This window comes from Streptomyces sp. NPDC029122 (assembly GCF_055569445.1).
On record NZ_JBVHWK010000025.1, the window covers coordinates 76,029 to 96,378 of the forward strand.

At 73.2% G+C, this 20,350-nt stretch carries 20 protein-coding genes; 7 read left to right on the forward strand and 13 right to left on the reverse strand.

Translation table 11 applies throughout. The features are described from left to right. Positions 1-10 precede the first annotated feature (10 nt). On the reverse strand, positions 11-760 hold the full coding sequence (locus tag ACZ4WZ_RS25855; RefSeq protein ID WP_467893856.1) for a bifunctional DNA primase/polymerase: 750 nt from the start codon (positions 758-760) through the stop codon (positions 11-13). 150 nt (positions 761-910) lie between these two features. Beyond that, positions 911-1,537 (reverse strand): TetR/AcrR family transcriptional regulator, encoded by a 627-nt coding sequence (locus tag ACZ4WZ_RS25860; RefSeq protein ID WP_467893857.1) that lies wholly within the window; start codon positions 1,535-1,537, stop codon positions 911-913. Between the two features lie 156 nt (positions 1,538-1,693). Between ACZ4WZ_RS25860 and ddaH the strand changes: the two genes are divergently transcribed. Further along, complete coding sequence (gene ddaH, locus ACZ4WZ_RS25865; protein WP_467893859.1) at positions 1,694-2,503, forward strand: dimethylargininase; 810 nt, start codon at positions 1,694-1,696, stop codon at positions 2,501-2,503. A gap of 27 nt (positions 2,504-2,530) precedes the next feature. On the opposite strand, the gene ACZ4WZ_RS25870 is transcribed toward ddaH, so the two are convergent. After that, positions 2,531-3,541, reverse strand: coding sequence for a small ribosomal subunit Rsm22 family protein (locus ACZ4WZ_RS25870; protein WP_467893860.1), 1,011 nt, complete (start codon positions 3,539-3,541; stop codon positions 2,531-2,533). Between the two features lie 9 nt (positions 3,542-3,550). After that, positions 3,551-4,951: a multidrug effflux MFS transporter gene (locus ACZ4WZ_RS25875; RefSeq protein WP_467893862.1), complete on the reverse strand. Its 1,401-nt coding sequence runs from the start codon at positions 4,949-4,951 to the stop codon at positions 3,551-3,553. Positions 4,952-5,059: 108 nt separating this feature from the next. Between ACZ4WZ_RS25875 and ACZ4WZ_RS25880 the strand changes: the two genes are divergently transcribed. Then, positions 5,060-5,821 carry an SDR family oxidoreductase gene (locus ACZ4WZ_RS25880; RefSeq protein WP_467893864.1) on the forward strand — a complete coding sequence of 254 codons (762 nt, stop codon included), beginning with the start codon at positions 5,060-5,062 and terminating at the stop codon, positions 5,819-5,821. A gap of 50 nt (positions 5,822-5,871) precedes the next feature. Here ACZ4WZ_RS25880 and efeU read toward each other — a convergent pair whose 3' ends face one another. From efeU to efeO, 3 genes are read right to left on the reverse strand one after another with little or no spacing between them, the layout of a single operon-like run. Further along, positions 5,872-6,717 (reverse strand): iron uptake transporter permease EfeU, encoded by an 846-nt coding sequence (gene efeU / locus ACZ4WZ_RS25885; protein ID WP_467893866.1) that lies wholly within the window; start codon positions 6,715-6,717, stop codon positions 5,872-5,874. Between the two features lie 23 nt (positions 6,718-6,740). Next, positions 6,741-8,003 (reverse strand): iron uptake transporter deferrochelatase/peroxidase subunit, encoded by a 1,263-nt coding sequence (efeB, locus tag ACZ4WZ_RS25890; protein ID WP_467893868.1) that lies wholly within the window; start codon positions 8,001-8,003, stop codon positions 6,741-6,743. Positions 8,004-8,034: 31 nt separating this feature from the next. After that, a complete protein-coding gene (gene efeO, locus ACZ4WZ_RS25895) occupies positions 8,035-9,186 on the reverse strand; it encodes an iron uptake system protein EfeO (protein WP_467893870.1) in 1,152 nt (383 codons plus the stop codon). Between the two features lie 387 nt (positions 9,187-9,573). On the opposite strand from efeO, the gene ACZ4WZ_RS25900 reads away from it, so the two are divergent. Further along, on the forward strand, positions 9,574-10,224 hold the full coding sequence (locus tag ACZ4WZ_RS25900; protein ID WP_467893872.1) for a PhzF family phenazine biosynthesis protein: 651 nt from the start codon (positions 9,574-9,576) through the stop codon (positions 10,222-10,224). A 75-nt stretch (positions 10,225-10,299) separates the two neighbouring features. Here ACZ4WZ_RS25900 and ACZ4WZ_RS25905 read toward each other — a convergent pair whose 3' ends face one another. Beyond that, the gene (locus ACZ4WZ_RS25905; RefSeq protein ID WP_467893874.1) at positions 10,300-10,947 is read right to left on the reverse strand and encodes a biliverdin-producing heme oxygenase; all 648 of its coding nucleotides are present in this window, start codon (positions 10,945-10,947) and stop codon (positions 10,300-10,302) included. 185 nt (positions 10,948-11,132) lie between these two features. Beyond that, the gene (map, locus tag ACZ4WZ_RS25910; RefSeq protein WP_388935920.1) at positions 11,133-11,990 is read right to left on the reverse strand and encodes a type I methionyl aminopeptidase; all 858 of its coding nucleotides are present in this window, start codon (positions 11,988-11,990) and stop codon (positions 11,133-11,135) included. Positions 11,991-12,099: 109 nt separating this feature from the next. Here map and ACZ4WZ_RS25915 point away from each other — a divergent pair, with 109 nt between their 5' ends. Beyond that, positions 12,100-12,342 carry a hypothetical protein gene (locus ACZ4WZ_RS25915; protein WP_467893876.1) on the forward strand — a complete coding sequence of 81 codons (243 nt, stop codon included), beginning with the start codon at positions 12,100-12,102 and terminating at the stop codon, positions 12,340-12,342. A 24-nt stretch (positions 12,343-12,366) separates the two neighbouring features. Here ACZ4WZ_RS25915 and ACZ4WZ_RS25920 read toward each other — a convergent pair whose 3' ends face one another. Further along, positions 12,367-12,972: a hypothetical protein gene (locus tag ACZ4WZ_RS25920; protein WP_467893878.1), complete on the reverse strand. Its 606-nt coding sequence runs from the start codon at positions 12,970-12,972 to the stop codon at positions 12,367-12,369. 61 nt (positions 12,973-13,033) lie between these two features. Here ACZ4WZ_RS25920 and npdG point away from each other — a divergent pair, with 61 nt between their 5' ends. Together npdG and ACZ4WZ_RS25930 are read left to right on the forward strand one after the other, a co-directional pair. After that, positions 13,034-13,738 (forward strand): NADPH-dependent F420 reductase, encoded by a 705-nt coding sequence (npdG, locus tag ACZ4WZ_RS25925; RefSeq protein ID WP_467893879.1) that lies wholly within the window; start codon positions 13,034-13,036, stop codon positions 13,736-13,738. A 140-nt stretch (positions 13,739-13,878) separates the two neighbouring features. Continuing rightward, positions 13,879-14,061, forward strand: coding sequence for a hypothetical protein (locus ACZ4WZ_RS25930; RefSeq protein WP_467893880.1), 183 nt, complete (start codon positions 13,879-13,881; stop codon positions 14,059-14,061). Between the two features lie 54 nt (positions 14,062-14,115). Here ACZ4WZ_RS25930 and ACZ4WZ_RS25935 read toward each other — a convergent pair whose 3' ends face one another. After that, positions 14,116-14,919: a site-2 protease family protein gene (locus tag ACZ4WZ_RS25935; protein WP_467893881.1), complete on the reverse strand. Its 804-nt coding sequence runs from the start codon at positions 14,917-14,919 to the stop codon at positions 14,116-14,118. A 61-nt stretch (positions 14,920-14,980) separates the two neighbouring features. On the opposite strand from ACZ4WZ_RS25935, the gene ACZ4WZ_RS25940 reads away from it, so the two are divergent. Beyond that, positions 14,981-18,313 carry an ATP-binding protein gene (locus ACZ4WZ_RS25940; RefSeq protein ID WP_467893883.1) on the forward strand — a complete coding sequence of 1,111 codons (3,333 nt, stop codon included), beginning with the start codon at positions 14,981-14,983 and terminating at the stop codon, positions 18,311-18,313. Between the two features lie 64 nt (positions 18,314-18,377). Here the strand turns inward: ACZ4WZ_RS25940 and ACZ4WZ_RS25945 are convergent, their stop codons facing one another. Beyond that, positions 18,378-19,226, reverse strand: a complete 849-nt coding sequence (locus ACZ4WZ_RS25945; RefSeq protein ID WP_467893885.1) for an ABC transporter permease — start codon at positions 19,224-19,226, stop codon at positions 18,378-18,380. After that, positions 19,223-20,254 (reverse strand): ATP-binding cassette domain-containing protein, encoded by a 1,032-nt coding sequence (locus ACZ4WZ_RS25950; RefSeq protein ID WP_467893886.1) that lies wholly within the window; start codon positions 20,252-20,254, stop codon positions 19,223-19,225. Before ACZ4WZ_RS25950 ends, ACZ4WZ_RS25945 begins: the two co-directional genes overlap by 4 nt. Positions 20,255-20,350: the final 96 nt, after the last annotated feature.

Sequence of the window (20,350 nt, forward strand, 5' to 3'; positions counted from 1 at the left end):
GCGCGGGTCTTCAGTGCCCCAGCGGCCAGGCCACCGCGGCCGGGGTCTGGTCGGTCGTGCCCGCGTACTGGGCGCAGGCGTCCGTGAGGGTCTCCAGGAGGGTCAGCGGGTCGGGGAGCGGGTGGCGGACGTCGCGCAGCCAGCTCACCGAGTGGTCTCCCGGCAGGGCGGCAGGGGGGAGCAGCACGTAGCTGCCGCGGCAGTGCCAGCGAAGGCCGGGGTGTTCGTCCATGGTCTCGGGGTGGCAGTCCAGTTCGCAGGGCCACCATTCGTCCTCGTCCTCCGGCGTCCCGCGGGTCGCCGTGAAGAAGAGCATCCGGGCCTGTTCGCCGGTGCCGCCCGATTCGGCGACGGGGCCGACCTCGATGCCGGCGGCGAGCAAGCGCTCCAGCGCGCTGCGGCCGGCTTCCAGGGGGACGTCCAGGACGTCGTGCACCATGCCGGTCGCGGTGATGAAGTTGGCCTGGGGCTGGTTGCGGGCCCAGCGCTCGACCTGCGCGCGGTCGGTGGTCGACTGGGTCTGCCAGGCGAAGGAGACGGGGTGCCGCGCGGGCGTGGGACAGCCGATGCGGTCGCACGAACACCGGTATCCCGAGGGATGCGCGGCCGGGGCGAGGGGGAGTCCGGCGGCGGCGACGGCGATCAGCAGGGCTTCTCGCTCCTTGCCGGGGTCCTCGGGGGCGGGTTTCGAGCGGCGCCGCAGCCACTGGGAAATCCTGCTCTGCTCGCCGCGTTTGACGCGGCCGGACTCAGACCCCATCTATCCCCTCACCTCACCGTTGCCCCGGCAGACCATTCCATGGTCCCACCATCGGGGGCGCCGGGTGACCGCACCCCCCGAACGGACTCCGCGATCGAGATGCCCGCATAAACACATAATCCGGCCATATGCTTCTCGGTCATGCCGCCGTCACCGGCCCGGCCGCCGCCCGGCGGTGACGTATCCCACGCCGCCCAGCACCGCGTCCACCAGCGCGTCCGCGAACGCGTGCGTCAGCGGCGCGGTCCGCATCAGCCACCGGTACGTCAGCGGACCCACCAGCATCTCCACGGTCAGCCGTAGATCCAGGTCCGCCGGGAGCTGACCGGCCTCGGCGGCCGCCCGCAACCGCGCCTCGTACAGCGCCAGCTGCGGCTCCAGCAGCTTCTCCGTGAAACGCGCCCCCAGCTCCGGGTCGGTCGCCCCGGCGGCGGTCAGGGCGCGCGCGGGCGCCTCGTACCGCGGGTCGGCGAACTCGTCGACCGTGGCCCGCAGCACGGCCTTCAGGTCCGCCGCCAGGTCCCCGGTGTCGGGGAAGCCGCTCCAGCCGGCCTCCGCACCGGCGTCCCCGGCCAGCGCCAGCGAGGCGTCCAGCAGGACGGCGGCCTTCGACGGCCACCAGCGGTAGATCGTCTGCTTGCCGACTCCCGCGCGGGCCGCGATGGCCTCGATGGTCAGCTTGTTGTAGCCGACCTCGCCGACCAGCACGAGGGCGGCGTCGAGGATGGCGCGCCGGGAGCGGTCGCTGCGCCGGGTGGCGTCGGGGGACTTGGTCACCGGTCCAACGTATCAAGCCGGTCCGAGACGTATCGTCTCCGAGCCGTTGTGGTAAACCACCCGATCAGTTCACTGCGCGGTCACCCCGGAGGAGAGACGATTCTCTCGACACGCACAGCACCGTGAGTCCGTAGTCGTAGTCGTGAGGAGCCTTCTTTGCGCAGAGACGCCACACCCCGGCGCTACCTGATGTGCCCACCCGCGCACTTCAGGGTCACGTACTCCATCAACCCGTGGATGGACCCCACGAAACCGGTGGACCTGCCCCTCGCACAAGCCCAGTGGGAAGACCTGAGGGACCGCTACCTCTCCCTCGGCCACACCGTCGAGACCCTCGTCCCCGATCCCGGCCTGCCCGACATGGTCTTCGCCGCGAACGGGGCCCTCGTCGTCGACGGCCGGGTGCTCGGCGCCCGCTTCGCCTACCCGGAACGCGCCGCCGAGGCGGAGATCCACCTCGACTGGTTCCGCGCGAACGGCTTCGTCGACGTGCACGAACCCTCGCACGTCAACGAGGGCGAGGGGGACTTCGCCGTCACCGCCGGCTACATCCTGGCCGGCCGGGGCTTCCGCTCCAGCCCGCTCTCGCACGACGAGGCGCAGGAGTTCTTCGGCCGCCCCGTCATCGGGCTCGACCTGGTGGACCCGCGCTACTACCACCTGGACACGGCGCTCTGCGTCCTCGACGGCGACGAGATCATGTACCATCCGCCGGCGTTCTCCCCGGGCAGCCGGGCCGTGCTGCGCAGGCTGTTCCCGGACGCCCTGCTCGTGGAGGACGAGGACGCGGCCGCCTTCGGCCTGAACTCGGTCTCCGACGGACGCCACGTCCTGCTCCCGCAGGGCGCGACCGGACTGCTGGCGCCGCTGCGGGACCGGGGCTTCGAGCCGATCCCGATGGACCTCGGCGAGCTGCTCAAGGGCGGCGGCAGCGTCAAGTGCTGCACCCAGGAGCTGCGCCCCTAGGTCCGGCGGATCGGGGGCGGATACCCCCTAGCCGTGGTCGGGGGCGGGGGGCCAGGCGTCGCCCCACTCGGCGTCCCGGGCCGCCTTGTAGAGGCCGCCGTGGCGCTTGGTGACCGTCGCCCGGGACAGCCCCGTCTCCTCGGGACCGCACAGGTCCAGCAGGACCAGCCCCTTCCGGATCTGCGGCTTGCGCGTGATCCGGGAGGGGACCGGCGTCACGGGGAACCGGGTCGCCGCGACGTAGCTGAACTTCTCGTCCTCGTACGCCAGGGACCCGCCCTTGACCTGCCGGTGCAGGGAGGAGCGGCTGACCCGCGCCGAGAAGTGGCACCAGTCCTGCCCGGCCTCGATGGGGCAGGCCCCGTCGTGCGGGCAGGGCGCCGCCACCGTCATCCCGGCCTCGATCAGCTGCTCGCGGGCCTCGCGGATCCGCAGGTATCCCTCGGGCGTGCCCGGCTCGATCAGCACCACCGCCCGGCCCGCGCGGGCCGCCTCCGCGACGACCGCCCGACGGGCCTGCGCGGTCAGTTCGCCGAGTACGTACGACACGGTCACCAGGTCCGCGTCGGGCAGGCCGATCCCGCTCCCGATGACGGCCCGGCGCCATTCGGCCGCACGCAGCACCGCGGAGGACGAGCGGCCCGCCAGCTCCTTGCCGAGCGCCAGCGCCGGCTCCGCCCAGTCCAGCACCGTCGTCTCGCGGGGCCCGTCCCACGTGGCGTCCACCGCCCAGGTCGCGGCACCCGTGCCGCCGCCCACGTCCACGTGCGAGCCCGGCGCCCACTCCGGCGCGGCTCCGGCCAGCCCGGCCAGGGCGGAGCGTACGGCTTCGAAGGTGGCCGGCATCCGGTACGCCGCGTACGCCGCGACGTCGGAGCGGTCGCGCAGGACGGGGGTGTCGGTGGGGGTGGCACCCCGGTAGCTGGCGATCAGGCGCTCGACGGCGGCCGAGGCCTGCTTCGGCGGGAGCCCGTCGAGCAGCCCGGCGAGCGCGCTGCGGAGGGTGTCGGCGGTGGTGGGGGCGGGTGCGGCGGTCACCAGCGAAGTTTACGGCGCCCCGGGCGCCGCGGACGCGGCCGGTCCGGGAGGAGCCGCCGGGGCCGCCGGTGTGCCCGGTACGGCCATGGGCTCGCGCGGCCGCCAGGGCCGGCACATCCCGAGGAAGCAGGCCACCGCCAGCAGCGAGCAGCTCAGCTGCACCACCGCCATCGGCACCGCCGTGTCCTCCCCGGCGATCCCGACCAGCGGCGAGGCGACCGCCCCGACCAGGAACGAGGAGGTGCCCAGCAGCGCGGACGCCGACCCGGCGGCGTGCGGGGTGCGCATCAGGGCCTGCGCGTTGGTGTTCGGCAGCACCAGGCCCATCGCCGACATCAGCACGAACAGCGCGGCGGCGACGGGCACCAGCCCGGCCTTCCCGAACACCCCGGCCGACATCAGCAGCAGGGCGACGGAGGCGGCGGTGATGACGGCCAGGCCCGCGCCCAGGGCCTTGTCCAGGCTGATCCGGCCCACCAGCAGCTTGCCGTTGATCTGGCCGACGGCGATCAGCCCGACGGAGTTCAGGCCGAACAGCAGGCTGAAGGCCTGCGGGGAGGCCCCGTAGATCTCCTGCACGACGAAGGGCGAGGCGGCTATGTAGGAGAAGAGCACCGCGAAGGCGAAGCCGCCCGCCATGGTGTAGCCGGTGAAGACACGGTCGCCGAGCAGCCCGCGCATGGTCCGCAGCGCGGCCCCCACTCCGCCGGTCTGGCGCCGCTCGGGCGGCAGCGTCTCGCCGAGGCCGCGCCACACCAGCAGGGTGAGCGCGAGGCCGACGGCGGTGAGGACGGCGAAGACCCCGCGCCAGTCGGCGAAGCGGAGCACCTGGCCGCCGATGAGCGGCGCGATGACCGGGGCGGCCCCCGATATCAGCATCAGGGTGGAGAAGAAGCGCGCCATCTCCACCCCCTCGTACAGGTCGCGTACGACGGCCCGCGCGATCACGATGGCGGCCGCCCCGGCCAGGCCCTGGAGCAGCCGGAAGCCGATCAGCAGCTCGGCGCTCGGGGCGAGGGCGCAGATCGCGGTGGCGAGGACGTAGACGACCATGCCGGTCAGCAGTGGCCGGCGGCGGCCCCACTTGTCGCTCATGGGGCCGATGACCAGCTGGCCGAGCGCCATGCCGGCGAGGCAGGAGGTGAGGGTGAGCTGGACGGTCGCGGCCGGACTGCGCAGGGCGGCGGTGACCTCCGGCAGGGCCGGCAGGTACATGTCCATGGAGAGCGGGGGGAGCGCGCTGAGGCCGCCGAGGACGAACGTGACCAGCAGGCTGGTGCGGCGCGCCGCCGTCAGGGGGGCGGTGGCGGCGTCCGGGGAGTTCCGGGACGGGGGCTCGGGGGAGGGTTCGGACGACGGCTCGGGTGACGGCCCGTGTGAGGGGGCCGTCGGGGGGCCACTCTCCGACATGCGGAACTCCAGTCTTTTCATCTGCTTTATCCACCCCTGACCGACCCATGCTCTCAGCTGTCGGAACGCCCCGGGCCGCATGTCCGCTGTGACGTACTCTGCGGCCCCATGAGCGCACCCGCGAAGAAGACCGCTGTAGTGACCGGAGCCGGTTCCGGGATCGGCCGTTCCGTGGCCCTGGCCCTGGCCGGCGCCGGCTGGTCGGTGGCCGTGGCCGGGCGGCGGACCGGTCCGCTGGAGGAGACGGCCGCCGCGGCCGGAGCGGGCGCGGACGTGCTGCCCGTACGGGCCGACGTCAGCGACCCGCGGGACGTCGCCGCGCTGTTCGACACGGTCCGGGCCCGCTACGGACGCCTCGACCTGCTCTTCAACAACGCCGGCACCTTCGGTCCCGCCGGGGTCCCGCTGGAGGACATCGCGTACGAGGCCTGGCGCCAGGTCGTGGACGTCAACCTGACCGGCTCCTTCCTCTGCGCGCAGGCGGCGTTCCGGCTGATGAAGGAGCAGGACCCGCAGGGCGGCCGGATCATCAACAACGGCTCCATCTCCGCCCACGTCCCCCGCCCCCACTCCATCGCCTACACCGCGACCAAGCACGCCATGACCGGCCTGACCAAGTCCCTGTCGCTCGACGGGCGTCCGTACCGGATCGCCTGCGGCCAGATCGACATCGGCAACGCGGCCACCGAGATGACCGAGCGCATGCGGACCGGCATCCTCCAGGCGAACGGGCAGCTGGCGGTGGAGCCGGTGATGGACGCCGGCGACGTGGCCCGCACGGTGCTGCACATGGCGGAACTGCCGCTGGAGGCCAACGTCCAGTTCGCGACGGTGATGGCCACCGCGATGCCGTACATCGGCAGGGGCTGACCGCCCGGCCGGAACCGCCCCGGTCGGTCCCCGGGGCGCCGCCGCCCCGGTCAGGCCCGGGACTCGGCGGGGGCCGGGGTCCCGGCCGCGCCGCGCGGGCGGGCCGGGAGGAGGAAGAGGGTCAGGACGACCGCCAGGTAGAGGGACCACACCGCCAGCTGGTGGACGGTCGGATCCGGCTGGAAGTTGAAGACGCCCTTGAGGAGGACCCCGTACCAGCTGTCCGGCGGGACCGCCGAGCTGACGTCGAACGCCTTGTCCTGGAGGCCGCCGAGGAAGCGGGCCTCCTGGAGGTCGTGGACCCCGTACGCGAGCACGCCCGCGGCGACGATCACCAGCATCCCGCCGGTCCACGTGAAGAACCTCGCCAGGTTGATCTTCAGGGCGCCGCGGTAGAACAGCCAGCCGAGGACGACGGCGGTCGCGATGCCCAGCAGTACGCCGATCAGCGGTGCGGAGGACCCCTCGCCGCTCGCGCGGACCGACGCCCACACGAACAGCGCCGTCTCCAGCCCCTCGCGGCCCACCGCCAGGAAGGCGGTGGCGACCAGCGCGCCGGTACCGACGGCGAGCGCCGAGTCGAGCCTGCCGTGCAGTTCGGCCTTCAGGTGCCGCGCGGTGCGCTTCATCCAGAAGACCATCCACGTCACCAGGCCCACCGAGACGATCGACAGGGTGCCGCCCAGCAGCTCCTGCGCCTCGAAGGTCAGCTCCTGGGTGCCGAATTCCAGCAGCGCGCCGAAGGCGAGCGAGAGCCCGCAGGCGATCGCGATGCCGAGCCAGACCGGGCGCAGCGCGGCCCGGTTCCCGGTCTTGACCAGGTAGGCGACGAGGATGCAGACGACCAGGCTGGCCTCCAGCCCCTCGCGCAGGCCGATCAGATAGTTGCCGAACACGGCGTTTCCTCTCCGGCGGGGACTTATGCGAACAGAGTCCGGCCCCACCAGTCGTCCTTGTCGCGGACGCCCGGCGGGACGGCGAAGACCGCCGAACCCACGTGCTGGATGTACTCGTTGAGAACATCGGCCTTCGCCAGGCTGCGCTGGACGGGGACGAAGCCCTTGCGGACGTCACGCTGGTAGGCCAGGAAGAACAGGCCCGCGTCGAGGCGGCCCAGGCCGTCCGTGCCGTCGGTGAAGGAATAGCCGCGCCGCAGGATCGTCGCCCCGTCGTTGCTGTCGGGGTGCGCGAGGCGCACGTGTGCCTCCGGCTTCATCGCCTTCAGGAACGGCTCGTCGCGCTCCCTCGACTTGCCCACGGGGGCACCCTCGCCCTTGTCCCGGCCGAAGATGTCCTCCTGCTCCTGCAGGGAGGTGCGGTCCCAGGTCTCGATGTTCATCCGGATGCGGCGCGCCACCAGGTACGAGCCACCGGTCATCCAGTCGCTGCCGTCGCCCGCGCCGACCCACACGTGCTTGGCCAGGGCCGTCTTGTCGGTGCCCGAGATGTTCCGGGTGCCGTCCTTGAAACCCATCATGTTGCGCGGGGTCTGCTCGTCCGGGGTGGTGGACGAGGTCTTGCCGAAGCCCAGCTGCGACCAGCGCACCGCGACCTTGCCGAAGCCGATGCGGGCCAGCTGGCGGATGGCGTGCACGGCGACCTGCGGGTCGTCGGCGCAGGCCTGGACGCACAGGTCGCCGCCGGAGCGGGCCGCGTCCAGGTTGTCGCCGGGGAAGAGCTCCAGGTCCACCAGCGCCTCCGGGCGCCTGCCCTCCAGACCGAAGCGGTCCTTGGCGAACAGGCCCGGGCCGAAGCCGATGGTCAGGGTGAGGCGGGAGGGCTTGAGGCCGAGGGCCTCGCCGGTGTCGGTGGGCGGGGCCTCGGGCAGGCCGCCGTACGCGTCGCCGACCGGCTGCCCGGCCGTCATCAGCCGGGCCGCCGCCGTCCAGTCCTTGAGGAGCCCGACCAGCTCGTCGCGGCTCTTCGTCCGCACGTCGAAGGCCGCGAAGTGCAGCCGGTCCTGGACGGCGCTCGCGATGCCGGCCTGGTGCTCGCCGTGGAAGGGGACCGCCGCACCGGCCGCTGCCGCCGGGGAGACGTCCGGGCCACCGCCGAACGCGGCCGCCGCGCCGCCGGCCGCGGCCGCGCCGACCGCCAGCCCGGCCCCGCCCCAGCCCAGTACGGCGCGGCGCGAGGGCGCCCCGGCGGCGCCCGTGGTCTCTTCCGACACCTCGTCGGTCATGGTGGATCTCCCGCCTCTGCCTGGCTCCGGACTACTTGACGACCGCGGCGGCCAGCTTGGAGAGGGGCTCGGCCAGTGCGTTCACACCGTCCGAGAGCTCCTTGCGCTCCGCCTCGCCGACCTTGTCGTACGAGGTGAACTCGTAGCCGTTCTTGTCGGCGCGGTACTTGTCGAGCAGGGTGTTCAGCGCGGCGAACTGGGTGTCCAGCTGCTTGGCGAGCTCCGGCTCGTTCTTGACGGTGACCGCCTTGAGGAGCTCGTAGGACTTCTGGGCGCCCTCCACGTTGGCCTTGAAGTCGACCAGGTCGGTGTGGCTGTAGCGCTCTTCCTCGCCCGTCACCTTGCCGGTGGCGACCTCGTCGAGCAGCTCCTTGGCGCCGTTGGCCATGGAGGTGGGTGTGATCTCGGCCTGGCCGACCTTCTTCTGCCATGCGGTCAGGTCGGCGATCAGGGTGTCGGCGAGCTTCTTCTCCTCGTCGCCGATCTTGCCGTCCTGGAAGAGGGACTTCTCCAGGCGGTGCCAGCCGGTCCAGTCCTTGGCCGGGTCCTGGCCGGCCTCCAGGCCGTCCTCGCGGACGTCGACCTTCGGGTCGATGTCGCCGAAGGACTCGGCGACGGGCTCGGTGCGCTCCCAGCCGATGCGGGAGGGGGCGTAGGCCTTCTTCGCGGCCTCCAGGTCCCCGGCCTTGACGGCGTCGGCGAAGACCTGGGCCTTCGGCAGGGTCTCGTCGGCCTGCTCCTGGACGTACTTGCGGTACGCGGCGACCGCGGCGTCCAGCTCGGGGCTGCGCTTCTCGGTGCCGCCCTTGCCGGTGGCCTTGACCTTCGTGCGGATGCCGTCGCCCTTCATGCCTGGCTTGCAGACGAACTCGTAGTCGCCCGCCTTGATCTCCGCGGTGATGGTGGCCTTGGTACCGGGGCCGATGTTCTCCCGCTCGGAGACGATCCGGTCGTCCGGGAAGAGCACGTAGAGCTCGGTCACCTTGGAACCCTTGTTCTCCACCTCGATGGAGACCTTGCCGGCCGGGAACTCGGTCCGCGAGACCTCGCAGGCGCTGTCGGTCGCGTTCACGTGGATCGCTCCGGAACCGCTCTTGTCGCTCTTCTCGGCGCAGCCGGTGACTGCGGTGAGCGCGGCGACGGCTGCTGCCGCGGTGAGCACGGTGAGGCGGGCGGGGCGCATGGGGGCTCCTGGGTGAAGGCGGGGCAGGCCGGGGAAGGCGGGGGCAGGCCGGTGAAGGCGGGGCAGGCCGGTGAGGCCGACCTAACTTAACCGAGGCTTACCTGACCGGCACCCAGTCGTCCAGTGATTCGTCTCTCAGGTTCCGGCCCCGGACACGAGCCCGTCACGACCCCTCCATGACCCCCTCAAGGGAGGGTCAAACGGGAGTCAAGCACCGTCCGCTCCGGCCCCCGCGGGGCCCGGCGGGGCGGGGGCGCGGAGTGCGGCGGTCCCGCATCGGGACCTCCGGAGGCGGGGCGCCCGTGCGAGGATCGCGAGCACCTCCACCGGCAGCCGTGCGCTCCCCGGCCACGGGGTCCGGACGCCGCGCCGTGCTTGAATGCCAGCGTGAACGATCTAGACGTGATCAAGGTCTTCTGCGCGGGTGACGGCCGCTTCGGCAACCTGCTCGGAGTCGTCCGCGACGGCCGCACCTGCCCGGACGACGCCTCCCGGCAGGCCCTCGCCGCCGAACTGGGCTACAGCGAGACGGTGTTCGTCGACGACCCCGAGCGCGGGGTCGTCGACATCCGCACCCCCGGCACCCGGATGTCCTTCGCCGGACACCCGCTGGTCGGGGTCGCCTGGCTGCTGGACATCGAGGAGCTCCAGCCGCCCGCCGGATCCGTATGGGCGCGTGACGACGGCGAGTTCACCTGGATCACCGCCCGCCCCGAGTGGGTCACCGGCAAGCGCACCGAGCAGTACGCCACCCCCGCCGAGGTCGACGCGCTGCCCGCCCCGCCGCCCGGCGAGGGCTGGCTGTACGCGTGGGCCTGGGAGGACGAGACCGCGGGACGGATCCGCGCCCGCGGCTTCCCGCGCCGCCCGGACGGGGTCATCACCGAGGACGAGGCCACCGGCTCGGCGGCGATACTCCTCACCGCCGAGCTGGACCGCGCCCTCAACATCACCCAGGGCGCCGGCTCCCAGATCCTCACCGCCCCCGGCCCCGACGGCACGATCGAGATCGGCGGCCGCGTCCGCTTCGCCGCGTGACGCACGAGGGGGCCGGGCCGGTGCGCACGCACCTGCCCGGCCCCTCGCCCGTCGCACCGCCCGGCAGCCCGGGGCCTACGCGCTGAGCGGGAACTCCTCGCCCAACTCGCGGAAGACCGCGCCGTTGAAGTCGAAGGCCCGCTTGCACTCGTCGATGATGCGCTGCTTCTCCAGGTCGTCCGCGGCGATCGCGTCCAGCAGCTCCCGGTAGGTCCGCTTGAAGGCGGCCGGGTTGGAGATGTCCGCGAAGACGTAGAACCGCACGCCGTCGCCCTTGCGCTCGAAGCCCCAGGTGCGCTCGGCCTTGTCCCGGATGATCTGGCCGCCGGAGAGGTCACCCAGGTAGCGGGTGTAGTGGTGGGCGACGTACCCGCCCGGCCAGGAGGCCGCGCACTGAGCGACCCGGTCCGCGTACGCCCGCGTCGCCGGCAGTGCGCTGACGGCGTCCCGCCAGCCCGGGCCGAGCAGGTGGGCCAGGTCGCGCTCGATCTCGGCGACGCGCATCAGCTCGGGCCGTATGAAGGGGCCCGCCACCGGGTCCTCCCGCAGCGACTCGGCGCCGTCCTCCAGCGCCCGGTACACGAACCACAGCTGCTCGGTGTAGCGGGTGTACGCGTCCACCCCGAGGCGCCCGCCGAGCAGGTCGCTCATGAACGTCGAGGTCTCGGCTTCGGTGTGCTGCTCGTGCGAGGCGACACGGATGACCGTGGAGAACGCGTCCAAGACTGACCTCCGGAGAAGAGGAACGGGCCCGGCGACACACCGCCGCCACGCCCGATCCTCCTGCTTAGGCTTACCTCAGTCAATGTGTTCCCGACGCCTTGTCGGTAAAAACCCTCCGGGCGGCGAAATCACGCCGACGCGCCCCGGCCGACGCGCCCCGGCCGACGCGCCCCCGCGGCCGGCCCCTACGGCAGGGTCAGGATCTCCGCGCCGGTGTCCGTCACCACCAGGGTGTGCTCGAACTGCGCCGTGCGCTTGCGGTCCTTCGTGACGACCGTCCAGCCGTCCTCCCACATGTCGTACTCGTGGGTCCCCAGCGTCAGCATCGGCTCGATGGTGAAGGTCATCCCGGGCTCGATGACGGTGGTGGCGTGCGGGCTGTCGTAGTGCGGGATGATCAGGCCCGAGTGGAAGGACGAGTTGATGCCGTGGCCGGTGAAGTCCCGGACCACCCCGTACCCGAACCGCTTCGCGTACGACTCGATGACGCGGCCGATGACGTTGATCTGGCGGCCGGGCTTGACCGCCTTGATCGCCCGGTTCAGGGCCTCCCGGGTGCGCTCCACCAGCAGCCGCGACTCCTCGTCCACCTCGCCGCACAGGTAGGTGGCGTTGTTGTCGCCGTGCACCCCGCCGATGTACGCGGTCACGTCGAGGTTCACGATGTCGCCGTCCCGCAGGACGGTCGAGTCCGGGATCCCGTGGCAGATGACCTCGTTCAGCGAGGAGCACAGGGACTTCGGGAACCCCCGGTAACCGAGCGTCGACGGGTAGGCGCCGTGGTCGCACATGTACTCGTGCGCGACCCGGTCCAGCTCGTCGGTGGTCACCCCGGGCGCGATGTGCTTCGCGGCCTCCTCCATCGCCTGCGCGGCGATCCGGCCGGCGATGCGCATGGCCTCGATCGTCTCGGCCGACTGCACCTCCGGTCCGGTGTACGGAGCGGGCGCGGGCTTGCCCACGTACTCGGGCCGGCGGATGTTTCCGGGGACGGAACGGACGGGAGAGAGCTCGCCTGGTACGAGCAGCGACTGGCCAGACATGCAAGCGAGTGTATCCAGCGGCGATGGGGCAGCATGGCGACGAGGAGCGGTATCGAACGGTATCGAGCGGCGGTACCGGAAAGCCGGCGTCGAGAGGAGCCCCGAGGTGATGGCCCTGTTCAAGAAGCGTCAGGTGGGAAAACCGGGCGAGTGGTACTACTGCCTGGTCCACCGGAAGGTCGAGGAAGGTCCCGAGTGCCCGGCCAAGGACCGCTTCGGCCCCTACACCACCCGTGAAGAGGCCGCCCACGCCATGGAGACCGCGCAGGAACGCAACCTCGAATGGCAGAACGACCCCAAGTGGAACGACAAGACCCGCGAGGACGAGGAAGGCGGCGGCCCCACCCCCTGACCGGGCCGTCCGCGTCGGCGCGGCCTACCAGCGGCTGGGCGGGGGAGCGGTCAGCCGCTCGGCCAGCCCGGCCAGCCGGTCGCGCAGCCGCCGCGGCCCCCGCCGCTCCGGCGGGCCGTTCTCCCCGGCCGCCGCGCTGACCAGGTGCTGCACGGTGTCCAGATCCAGCTCCGAGGTGACCGGCGGCACCGACAGGGCGTCGTGGGCGAGGGTGCCCAGGTCGGGGTCCCCGCCGTCCAGGGACAGTACGGTCGCCCCCGCGCGCCGGGCGTCGTGCACCCGCTCCAGCAGCCCCCCGCCGGGCCGCTCCGGCGCCACCACCAGCAGCGTGTGCCCGCGCCGGGCCGCCTCCAGCCGGCTCAGCCCCACCGACAGGTGCGGCGGCTCACCCGGCCGCACGTGGTGGCGCACCAGCGTCGGCGCCAGCTCCGGCTGACCCGACCAGGCGGCCTCGTCCACCAGGTGCGCCGCCAGGTGCCAGGGCTCGTACTGCTCGGTCCCCACCAGCAGCAGGCTGCCCCCGCACGGCGCCACCGACCGCCGCAGCGAGCCCGCGAAGCGCCGGGCCTCGTCCGGCCACCCGGTCCCGGCGAGCACCTCGCGCAGCAGCGCCACCCTCACGGCATCCATGGCGGCATCCTGCACCATCGGACTCTCCTCGTCCGGCCTACTCGGCAGTACCCTCGCCCCCATGACTTCCTCAGACAGCACCCAGAAGCCGCCGGCCAAGGACCCCTGGGACCTCCCGGACGTCTCCGGCCTCGTCGTCGGCGTCCTCGGCGGCACCGGCGACCAGGGCCGCGGCCTGGCATACCGGCTCGCCCGCGCGGGCCAGAAGGTGATCATCGGCTCCCGCGCCGCCGACCGCGCCCGCAGCGCGGCCGAAGATCTCGGCCTCGGCGTCGAGGGCGCCGACAACGCCGAATGCGCCCGCCGCAGTGACATCGTGATCATCGCGGTGCCGTGGGAGGGCCACGCCAAGACCCTCGAAGCCCTGCGCGAGGACCTCGCCGGCAAGCTCGTCGTGGACTGCGTGAACCCCCTCGGCTTCGACAAGCAGGGCGCATACGCCCTCCAGGTCGAAGAGGGCAGCGCCGCCCAGCAGGCCGCCGCCCTGCTCCCCGCCTCCCGCGTCACCGCCGCCTTCCACCACCTCTCCGCCGTCCTCCTCCAGGACGCCTCGGTCGAGGAGATCGACACCGACGTGATGGTCCTGGGCGAATCCCGCGCCGACACCGACCTCGTCCAGGCCCTCGCCGCCCGCATCCCGGGCATGCGCGGCGTCTTCGCCGGCCGCCTGCGCAACGCCCACCAGGTCGAGGCGATGGTGGCCAACCTCATCTCCACCAACCGCCGCTACAAGGCCCACGCGGGCCTGCGCCTCACCGACGTCTGACCCGAACCGCCCCCGGGGCCCGCACCGCCCTCCGGGGGCCGCACCGCCCCTCGGGGCCCGCGTCGGCGGCGGGGCCCGGGCGGGATGGGGGACACTGGAGGGGTTCGACCCCCTTACGTGTCCCCGAGGAGCTGTTCCCGATGCCCCGCCTTGCCGTGTTCGCCCTTGTCGTCTGCGTCCTTGCCGTGGCCGCGGCCGTGGTCGCCTTCGTGGAGGGCAGCTTCCTCGGGATCGTGTGGGTGCTGCTGGCCGGCGTCACGTCCAACATGGCCTGGTTCTACGTGCGCAAGGCCAAGGTCGAGAAGCGGCAGCGGGCCGCGTAGCCGGGCGGCCGGGGCCGTCGGCCGGCGTGGTCCGGCCGTCCCGCAGGACACCCCCTAGTCCTGCGGGGCCGTGCAGAAGAACCCGTCCGAGCCCTGCCAGAAGCGGTACAGGTCGCGGCCGCAGTACGTCTCCAGGTCCGAGACGCCGAGCCCGCGCAGGATCCCCCGGACCGCGTCGAAGAAGACGGCGTTCACCTCCGGGATCCACAGCAGCACGAACACCCCGATCAGCGCGAACGGCGCCAGCGGGGCCAGCTCGCGGCGGACGCGGTGGGGGAGCCAGGGCTCGATGATCCCGTAGCCGTCCAGGCCCGGCACCGGCAGGAAGTTCAGGATCGCCGCCGAGACCTGGAGCAGCGCGAGGAAGGCCAGCGCGAAACGGAAGGGGAGCGGGACCCCGTCGAGGGCGCCCAGCCAGAACGGGGCGGTGCAGACCACCGCGAAGGCCACGTTCGTCAGCGGCCCCGCCGCCGAGACGAGGCTGTGCTTCCAGCGGTCCCGGATCCGGTCGAGCTCGATGTACACGGCCCCGCCGGGCAGGCCCAGCCCGCCCAGGATCACGAAGACCACCGGCAGGACGATGCTGAGCAGCGGATGCGTGTACTTCAGCGGGTTCAGGGTGAGGTAGCCCTTGGCGCCGACCGTGATGTCGCCGCCGTGCAGCGCGGTCCGGGCGTGCGCGTACTCGTGCAGGCACAGCGAGACCACCCACGCGGACGTGACGAAGAGGAACACGGCCAGCCCCGTGCTCGCCGCGTAGTCCGTCCACACCGCCCAGCCGGTCACGGCCATGACGGCGACGATGCCGAGGAACACGGAACTGATCTGCCGCTCGCTGCGGACGCCCTGATGAACCATGCCGCGAAACCTACCCCGGGCCCGGCGTGGCCGGGGGCGCGGTGCCGGAGAGAATGGGCCGGTGCGCTACGCGATTCTCGGCACCGCCCAGGCCATCCGCGACGACGGGACCCCCGTCGCCGTCGGCGGAGCGCGCCTGCGCGCCCTGCTGACCGCGCTCGCCCTGCGGCCGGGCCGCGCGGTGCCGGCGGAGCTGCTGGTCGCCGAGGTGTGGGACGCCGGCCCGCCGGCCGACGCCGTCGCGGCGCTCCAGGCGCTGGTGGGGCGGCTGCGGCGGACGCTCGGGCACGCGGCCGTGCGGTCCGTGGAGGGAGGCTACCGGCTGGAGGCGGAGCGGGACGACGTCGACCTGTACCGCTTCGAGCGGCTCGTGCGCGCCGCCGCGGCCGAGCCGGACCCGGCCCGGGCGGCGGCCCTGTACGACGAGGGGCTCGCCCTGTGGCGGGGCCCGGCGCTGGCCTCCCTCCCCGATCCGGCGGCCGGGTCCGCGCGCTGGGAGGCCGTACGGATGGACGCGCGCCGGGGCCGCCTGGACGCGGCGCTGGCGCTGGGCGAGGCGGAACAGGTCCTGCCGGAGCTGACCGAGCTGTGTGCGCGGCAGCCGCTGGACGAGCCCTCGCAGGTGCTGCGGATCCGGGCCCTGCGTGCGGCGGGCCGCCCGGCGGAGGCGCTGGCCGCGTACGAGACCGTCCGTCAGGACCTCGCCGCCCGCCTCGGCACGGACCCGGGCCCCGCCCTGCGCGCCCTCCACGCGGAGCTCCTCTCCCCGCCCCCGCAGGCCCCCCAGCCACCCCCGGCCGCCCCCGCCCCGCTCCCCACCGCCCCCGCCCCCGGGCACGACGCCGGGCCCCCCGGGAACCTCCGGGCGCGGCTCACCACCTTCGTCGGGCGGGAGGACGACATCCGCGTCATCGGCGACGACCTCGCCCGGGCCCGGCTGGTCACGCTCCTCGGCCCCGGCGGGGCCGGCAAGACTCGGCTCTCGCAAGAGGCCGCCGAGACGCACGCGCGCTCCGCCGCCGACGCCTGGCCCGACGGGGTGTGGTTCGTCGAGCTGGCGCCCGTGGAGGACCCGGAGGACGTCCCCGAGGCGGCCCTCGCCGCACTCGGCGCCCGCGGGACCAAGCTGCGCGGGGCCGCCGCCGAGGAGCTGCGCGCACTGACCGACCGGGCCGGGGACCACCCCCTCGACCGGCTCGCCGAGCACTGCTCCCGCCGCCGGCTGCTGCTGCTCCTCGACAACTGCGAGCACGTCATCGGCGCCGCCGCCGTACTCGCCGAACGGCTCCTGACCCACTGCCCCGGCGTGCGGATCCTCGCCACCAGCCGGGAACCCCTCGGCGTGCCCGGGGAGTTCCTGCGCCCCGTCGAACCGCTGCCCGACCCCGTCGCCCTGCGGCTGCTCGGCGACCGGGGCGCCGCCGCCCGGCCCGGGTTCCGGGTCACCGACGACCCGGCCGCCGCGGCCGAGATCTGCCGCCGACTCGACGGGCTGCCGCTCGCCATCGAGCTGGCCGCCGCCCGCCTGCGGCTCCTCACCCCGCGCCAGATCGCCGACCGGCTCGACGACCGCTTCCGCCTGCTGACCGGCGGCGCCCGCACCGTCCTGCCCCGCCAACAGACCCTGCGCGCCGTCGTCGACTGGTCCTGGGACCTGCTGGACGAGCCGGAACGGGCCGTCCTCAGACGGCTGTCCGTCTTCGCGGGCGGCTGCGACCTGGACGCCGCCGAAGCCGTCTGCGCGGACCCGGACGCCGGCCCGGACACCGACGTCGCCGACGCCATGGCCGCCCTCGTCGACAAGTCCCTCGTCGTGGCCGCGCCCGGCCCCGCCGGAGACATGCGCTACCGCCTCCTGGAGACCGTCGGCGAATACGCCGCCGAGCGCCTCGCCGAGGCCGGCGCGGGAAAGGACCGCGAGGCCACCGAGCACCGCCACCTCGTCCACTACCGCGAACTCGCCCGCACCACCGAACCCCTGCTCCGCGGCCACGGCCAGCGCGCGGCCGCCGACCGGCTCGCCACCGAGTACGAGAACCTCCGTACCGCCCTGCGCCGGGCCGTCGCCGCCCGCGACACCGGCGAAGTGCTGTGCCTCGTCCACTCGCTCGGCTGGTACTGGCACATGCAGGACCTCCGCGCCGAGTCCCGGCACTGGTCCGAGGCCGCCGCCGAGCTCGGCCCCGACCCCTTCCGGCCGCCCCACGTCCCCGCCGGGCCCGTCTACGAACGGCTCGTCGACTCGCCCCCGCCCTACTCCGGCGAGGTCCTCACCGAGGGCTGGCGCGCCCTGCACCTGGTGCGGCTGGCCTCCCGGGACCAGACCAGCACCGACTGGGACAACCCCGAGGTCCGCGAGCAGGTGGCGGGCGTGCTCGCCACCTACCGGCCCGGACTCCCGCAGACCTGCCGGACCCCGGCCTCCCTGTGGATCTACGCCGTGATGATCGCGGGCGACGCCGGGCTGCTCAAGCGGGTCGTGGACGCCACCGTCGACACCGCCCGCGAGCTCGGCTACCGCTGGGAGCTCGCCTCCGCCCTCCAGCTGCGGGCCAACATCCTCGCCAACCGCGCCGACTGGGCCGGCGACGCCTCCCGCGACGCCGACGAGAGCCTGTCCCTCTTCCGTGAACTCGGCGACGACTGGGGCTGCGCCGAGGCCCTGTCGGCCCGTGCCGAGTCCCGGGAGAAGCGCGGGGACTACGCCCTGTCCGCCCGGGACTACCGCGAGGCGATCGAGTACGCCGAACGCCTCGGCGCCAAGGCGCAGGTGACGGTGCTGCGGGTTCGGATGGCCGGGTCCCTCGTGGAGAGCGGCCGGATCGAGGAGGCCGAGGGGATCCTCACGGAGAGCCTCTCCGCCGTGGAGCGGTTCGGCAACGAGGCCATGCCCGCCGCCCGGATGTTCCTCGCGGGCGTCTACGGCCGCACCGGCCGCATCCCCGAGGCCCGCGCCCAGATCAGGATGCTGCGCGAGGAGTTCGCCCTCGGTGCCTTCGCCGTCTTCGACGTGTTCCTCCTCGCTACGACGGCCTGGCTGGACAACCAGGAGGGCAAGTACGAGGACGCCCTGCTGCTGGCCCGGGAGGCGGCGGGGGCCGTCCGGCACCCGCTGGCGATGATGGTCGCCCCGCAGATGCCCGCCCTGTACCTGCTGACGGCCGCGGTGGCCCGGAGCGGCCTGGGCGGCCCGGGGCAGGCGTACGAGAGCGCGCGGCTGATCGGCGCCTACCGCGCCCACCTGCCGGCCGGGCACGTCCCGGTCTCCTCCGAACGCGAGGACGCCGCCCTCGCCGAGGAACGGGCGCGGGCGGCGCTGGGGGACGCCGCGTACGAGGCGGCGTACGCCGAGGGCGGCGGCCTCACCCTGGAGGAGGCCACCGCCCTCATCTGATCCGGCCGGCTCCCCCGTGCGGTGCCGTCCGGGACGCGATCCTGACGGACCGGCCGGCCGGGGATCAGGTCTTCTGGCGGAACTTGCGGACCGCGACCGGCATGGTGACCGCCGTGATGGCGACCGACCAGGCCAGCGTGACCCACACGGAGTTCCCCAGCGGGGTGCCGTTGATCAGGCCGCGGGCGGCGTCGGCCAGGTTGGACAGCGGGTTGTAGTCCGTGAAGGACTGCAGCCAGCCCGGCATCGTCGTCGGCGGGGCGAAGATCGAGCTGCCGAACTGCAGCGGCATCAGGACCAGCATCGCCATGCCCTGGACGGCCTGCGCGGTCTTCAGGGTCAGACCCAGCAGGATGAAGATCCACATCAGGGAGGCGCCGAAGACGGCCGACAGCCCGATGGCGAGGAACAGGTCCAGCACCGAGGACTTGATGGACAGGCCCAGGATGAAGCCCACGGTGAGCAGGATGGCGATGGCGACCATCATCCGGCCGAGCTCCACCACGATCTTCGCGACGAGGACCGAGGACCGGGCGATGGGCATGGACCGGAAGCGGTCCATCACGCCCTTCTTGAAGTCGTCGTTGACGCCGGTGCCGACACCCATCGCGATGTTCATGCCCATCATCGCCATCAGGCCCGGGACCACGTAGTTGACGTACTCGCCCTGGTTGCCCTTGCCGGAGATCGCGCCGCCGAAGACGAACACGAACAGCAGCGTGAAGATGATCGGCATGAACAGGACGTCGAACATCGACTCCGGGTCCTGCTTGATCTGGAGGGCGTTGCGGCGGACGAGCGCGCCGATGTGGCGCAGGTTGGCCCGCACGCCGATCCGGCCCTCGGCGGGCGGGCGGGACGCGGCCGTGACGGCCGCGGTGGTGCTGGGCTTCGTCGTGGTGGCGGTGCTCATGCCGCGACCTCCTGGTTCGGCTCGGTCTTCCGGGTGGGCGCGGCGTCCTCGGCCGTCGCCGGCTTCTGGCCGGTGATGGACAGGAACACCTCGTCCAGACTGGGCAGGTACGTGCCGAGGTCGGCGATCGCGTACCCGCGGGCCGCCAGCAGGCCGACCACCGCGGTCAGCTGCCCGTCGCTCAGGATCGGCACCAGCAGCACCCCCTCGTCCGGCACCGCCTGGGAGCCGGCCACCCCGTCCAGCCCGGCCTCCGCCAGCGAGCGGGCGATCTCCGGCAGGTCGGACGGGTGCACCGGCCGGATCCGCAGGGTGCGGCCCCCGACACGGGCCTTCAGCTCGTCGACCCTGCCCTTGGCGATGACCTTGCCGCGGTCGATGACCGTCAGCTCGTTCGCGAGCTGCTCGGCCTCCTCCATGTACTGCGTGGTGAGCAGCACGGTGGCGCCCTCGGCGACCATCCGCTGCACCTCGTCCCACACCTCGTTGCGGGTACGGGGGTCCAGACCGGTGGTCGGCTCGTCCAGGTAGAGCACCGCCGGGCGGCCGATCATCGAGGCGGCAAGGTCGAGCCGGCGGCGCATCCCGCCGGAGTAGTGCATCGCCGCCTTCTTCGCGGCCTCGGTCAGGGAGAACCGCTCCAGCAGCTCGTCCGCGCGGGCCCGGGCGTCCTTGCGGGACAGGTCCAGCAGCCGGCCGATCATGTAGAGGTTCTCCCAGCCGGAGAGCTTCTCGTCGACCGAGGCGTACTGGCCGGTGAGGCCGATCGTGCGGCGCAGCTGCCGGGGCTGGCGGACCACGTCGAAGCCGGCGACCGTGGCGGTGCCCGCGTCGGGGACGATCAGGGTGGACAGGCAGCGGACCAGGGTGGTCTTGCCGGCGCCGTTCGGGCCCAGCACGCCGAGCACGGTGCCCTCGCGGACGTCCAGGTCGACCCCGTCCAGGGCCTTGGTCTCGCCGTAGTGCTTGACCAGCCCCCGCACTTCCACGGCGTGGGAGTTCTTGTCGTTTCGCGTCATGTCCACCATGGGACCAGCCGTCACTGACAAAGCTCCGACAGCCGGCCGACAGCCCTCCGACACGCGGCCGACGACCCGGGGGCAGGCAGCCGACAGCCCGCCGGC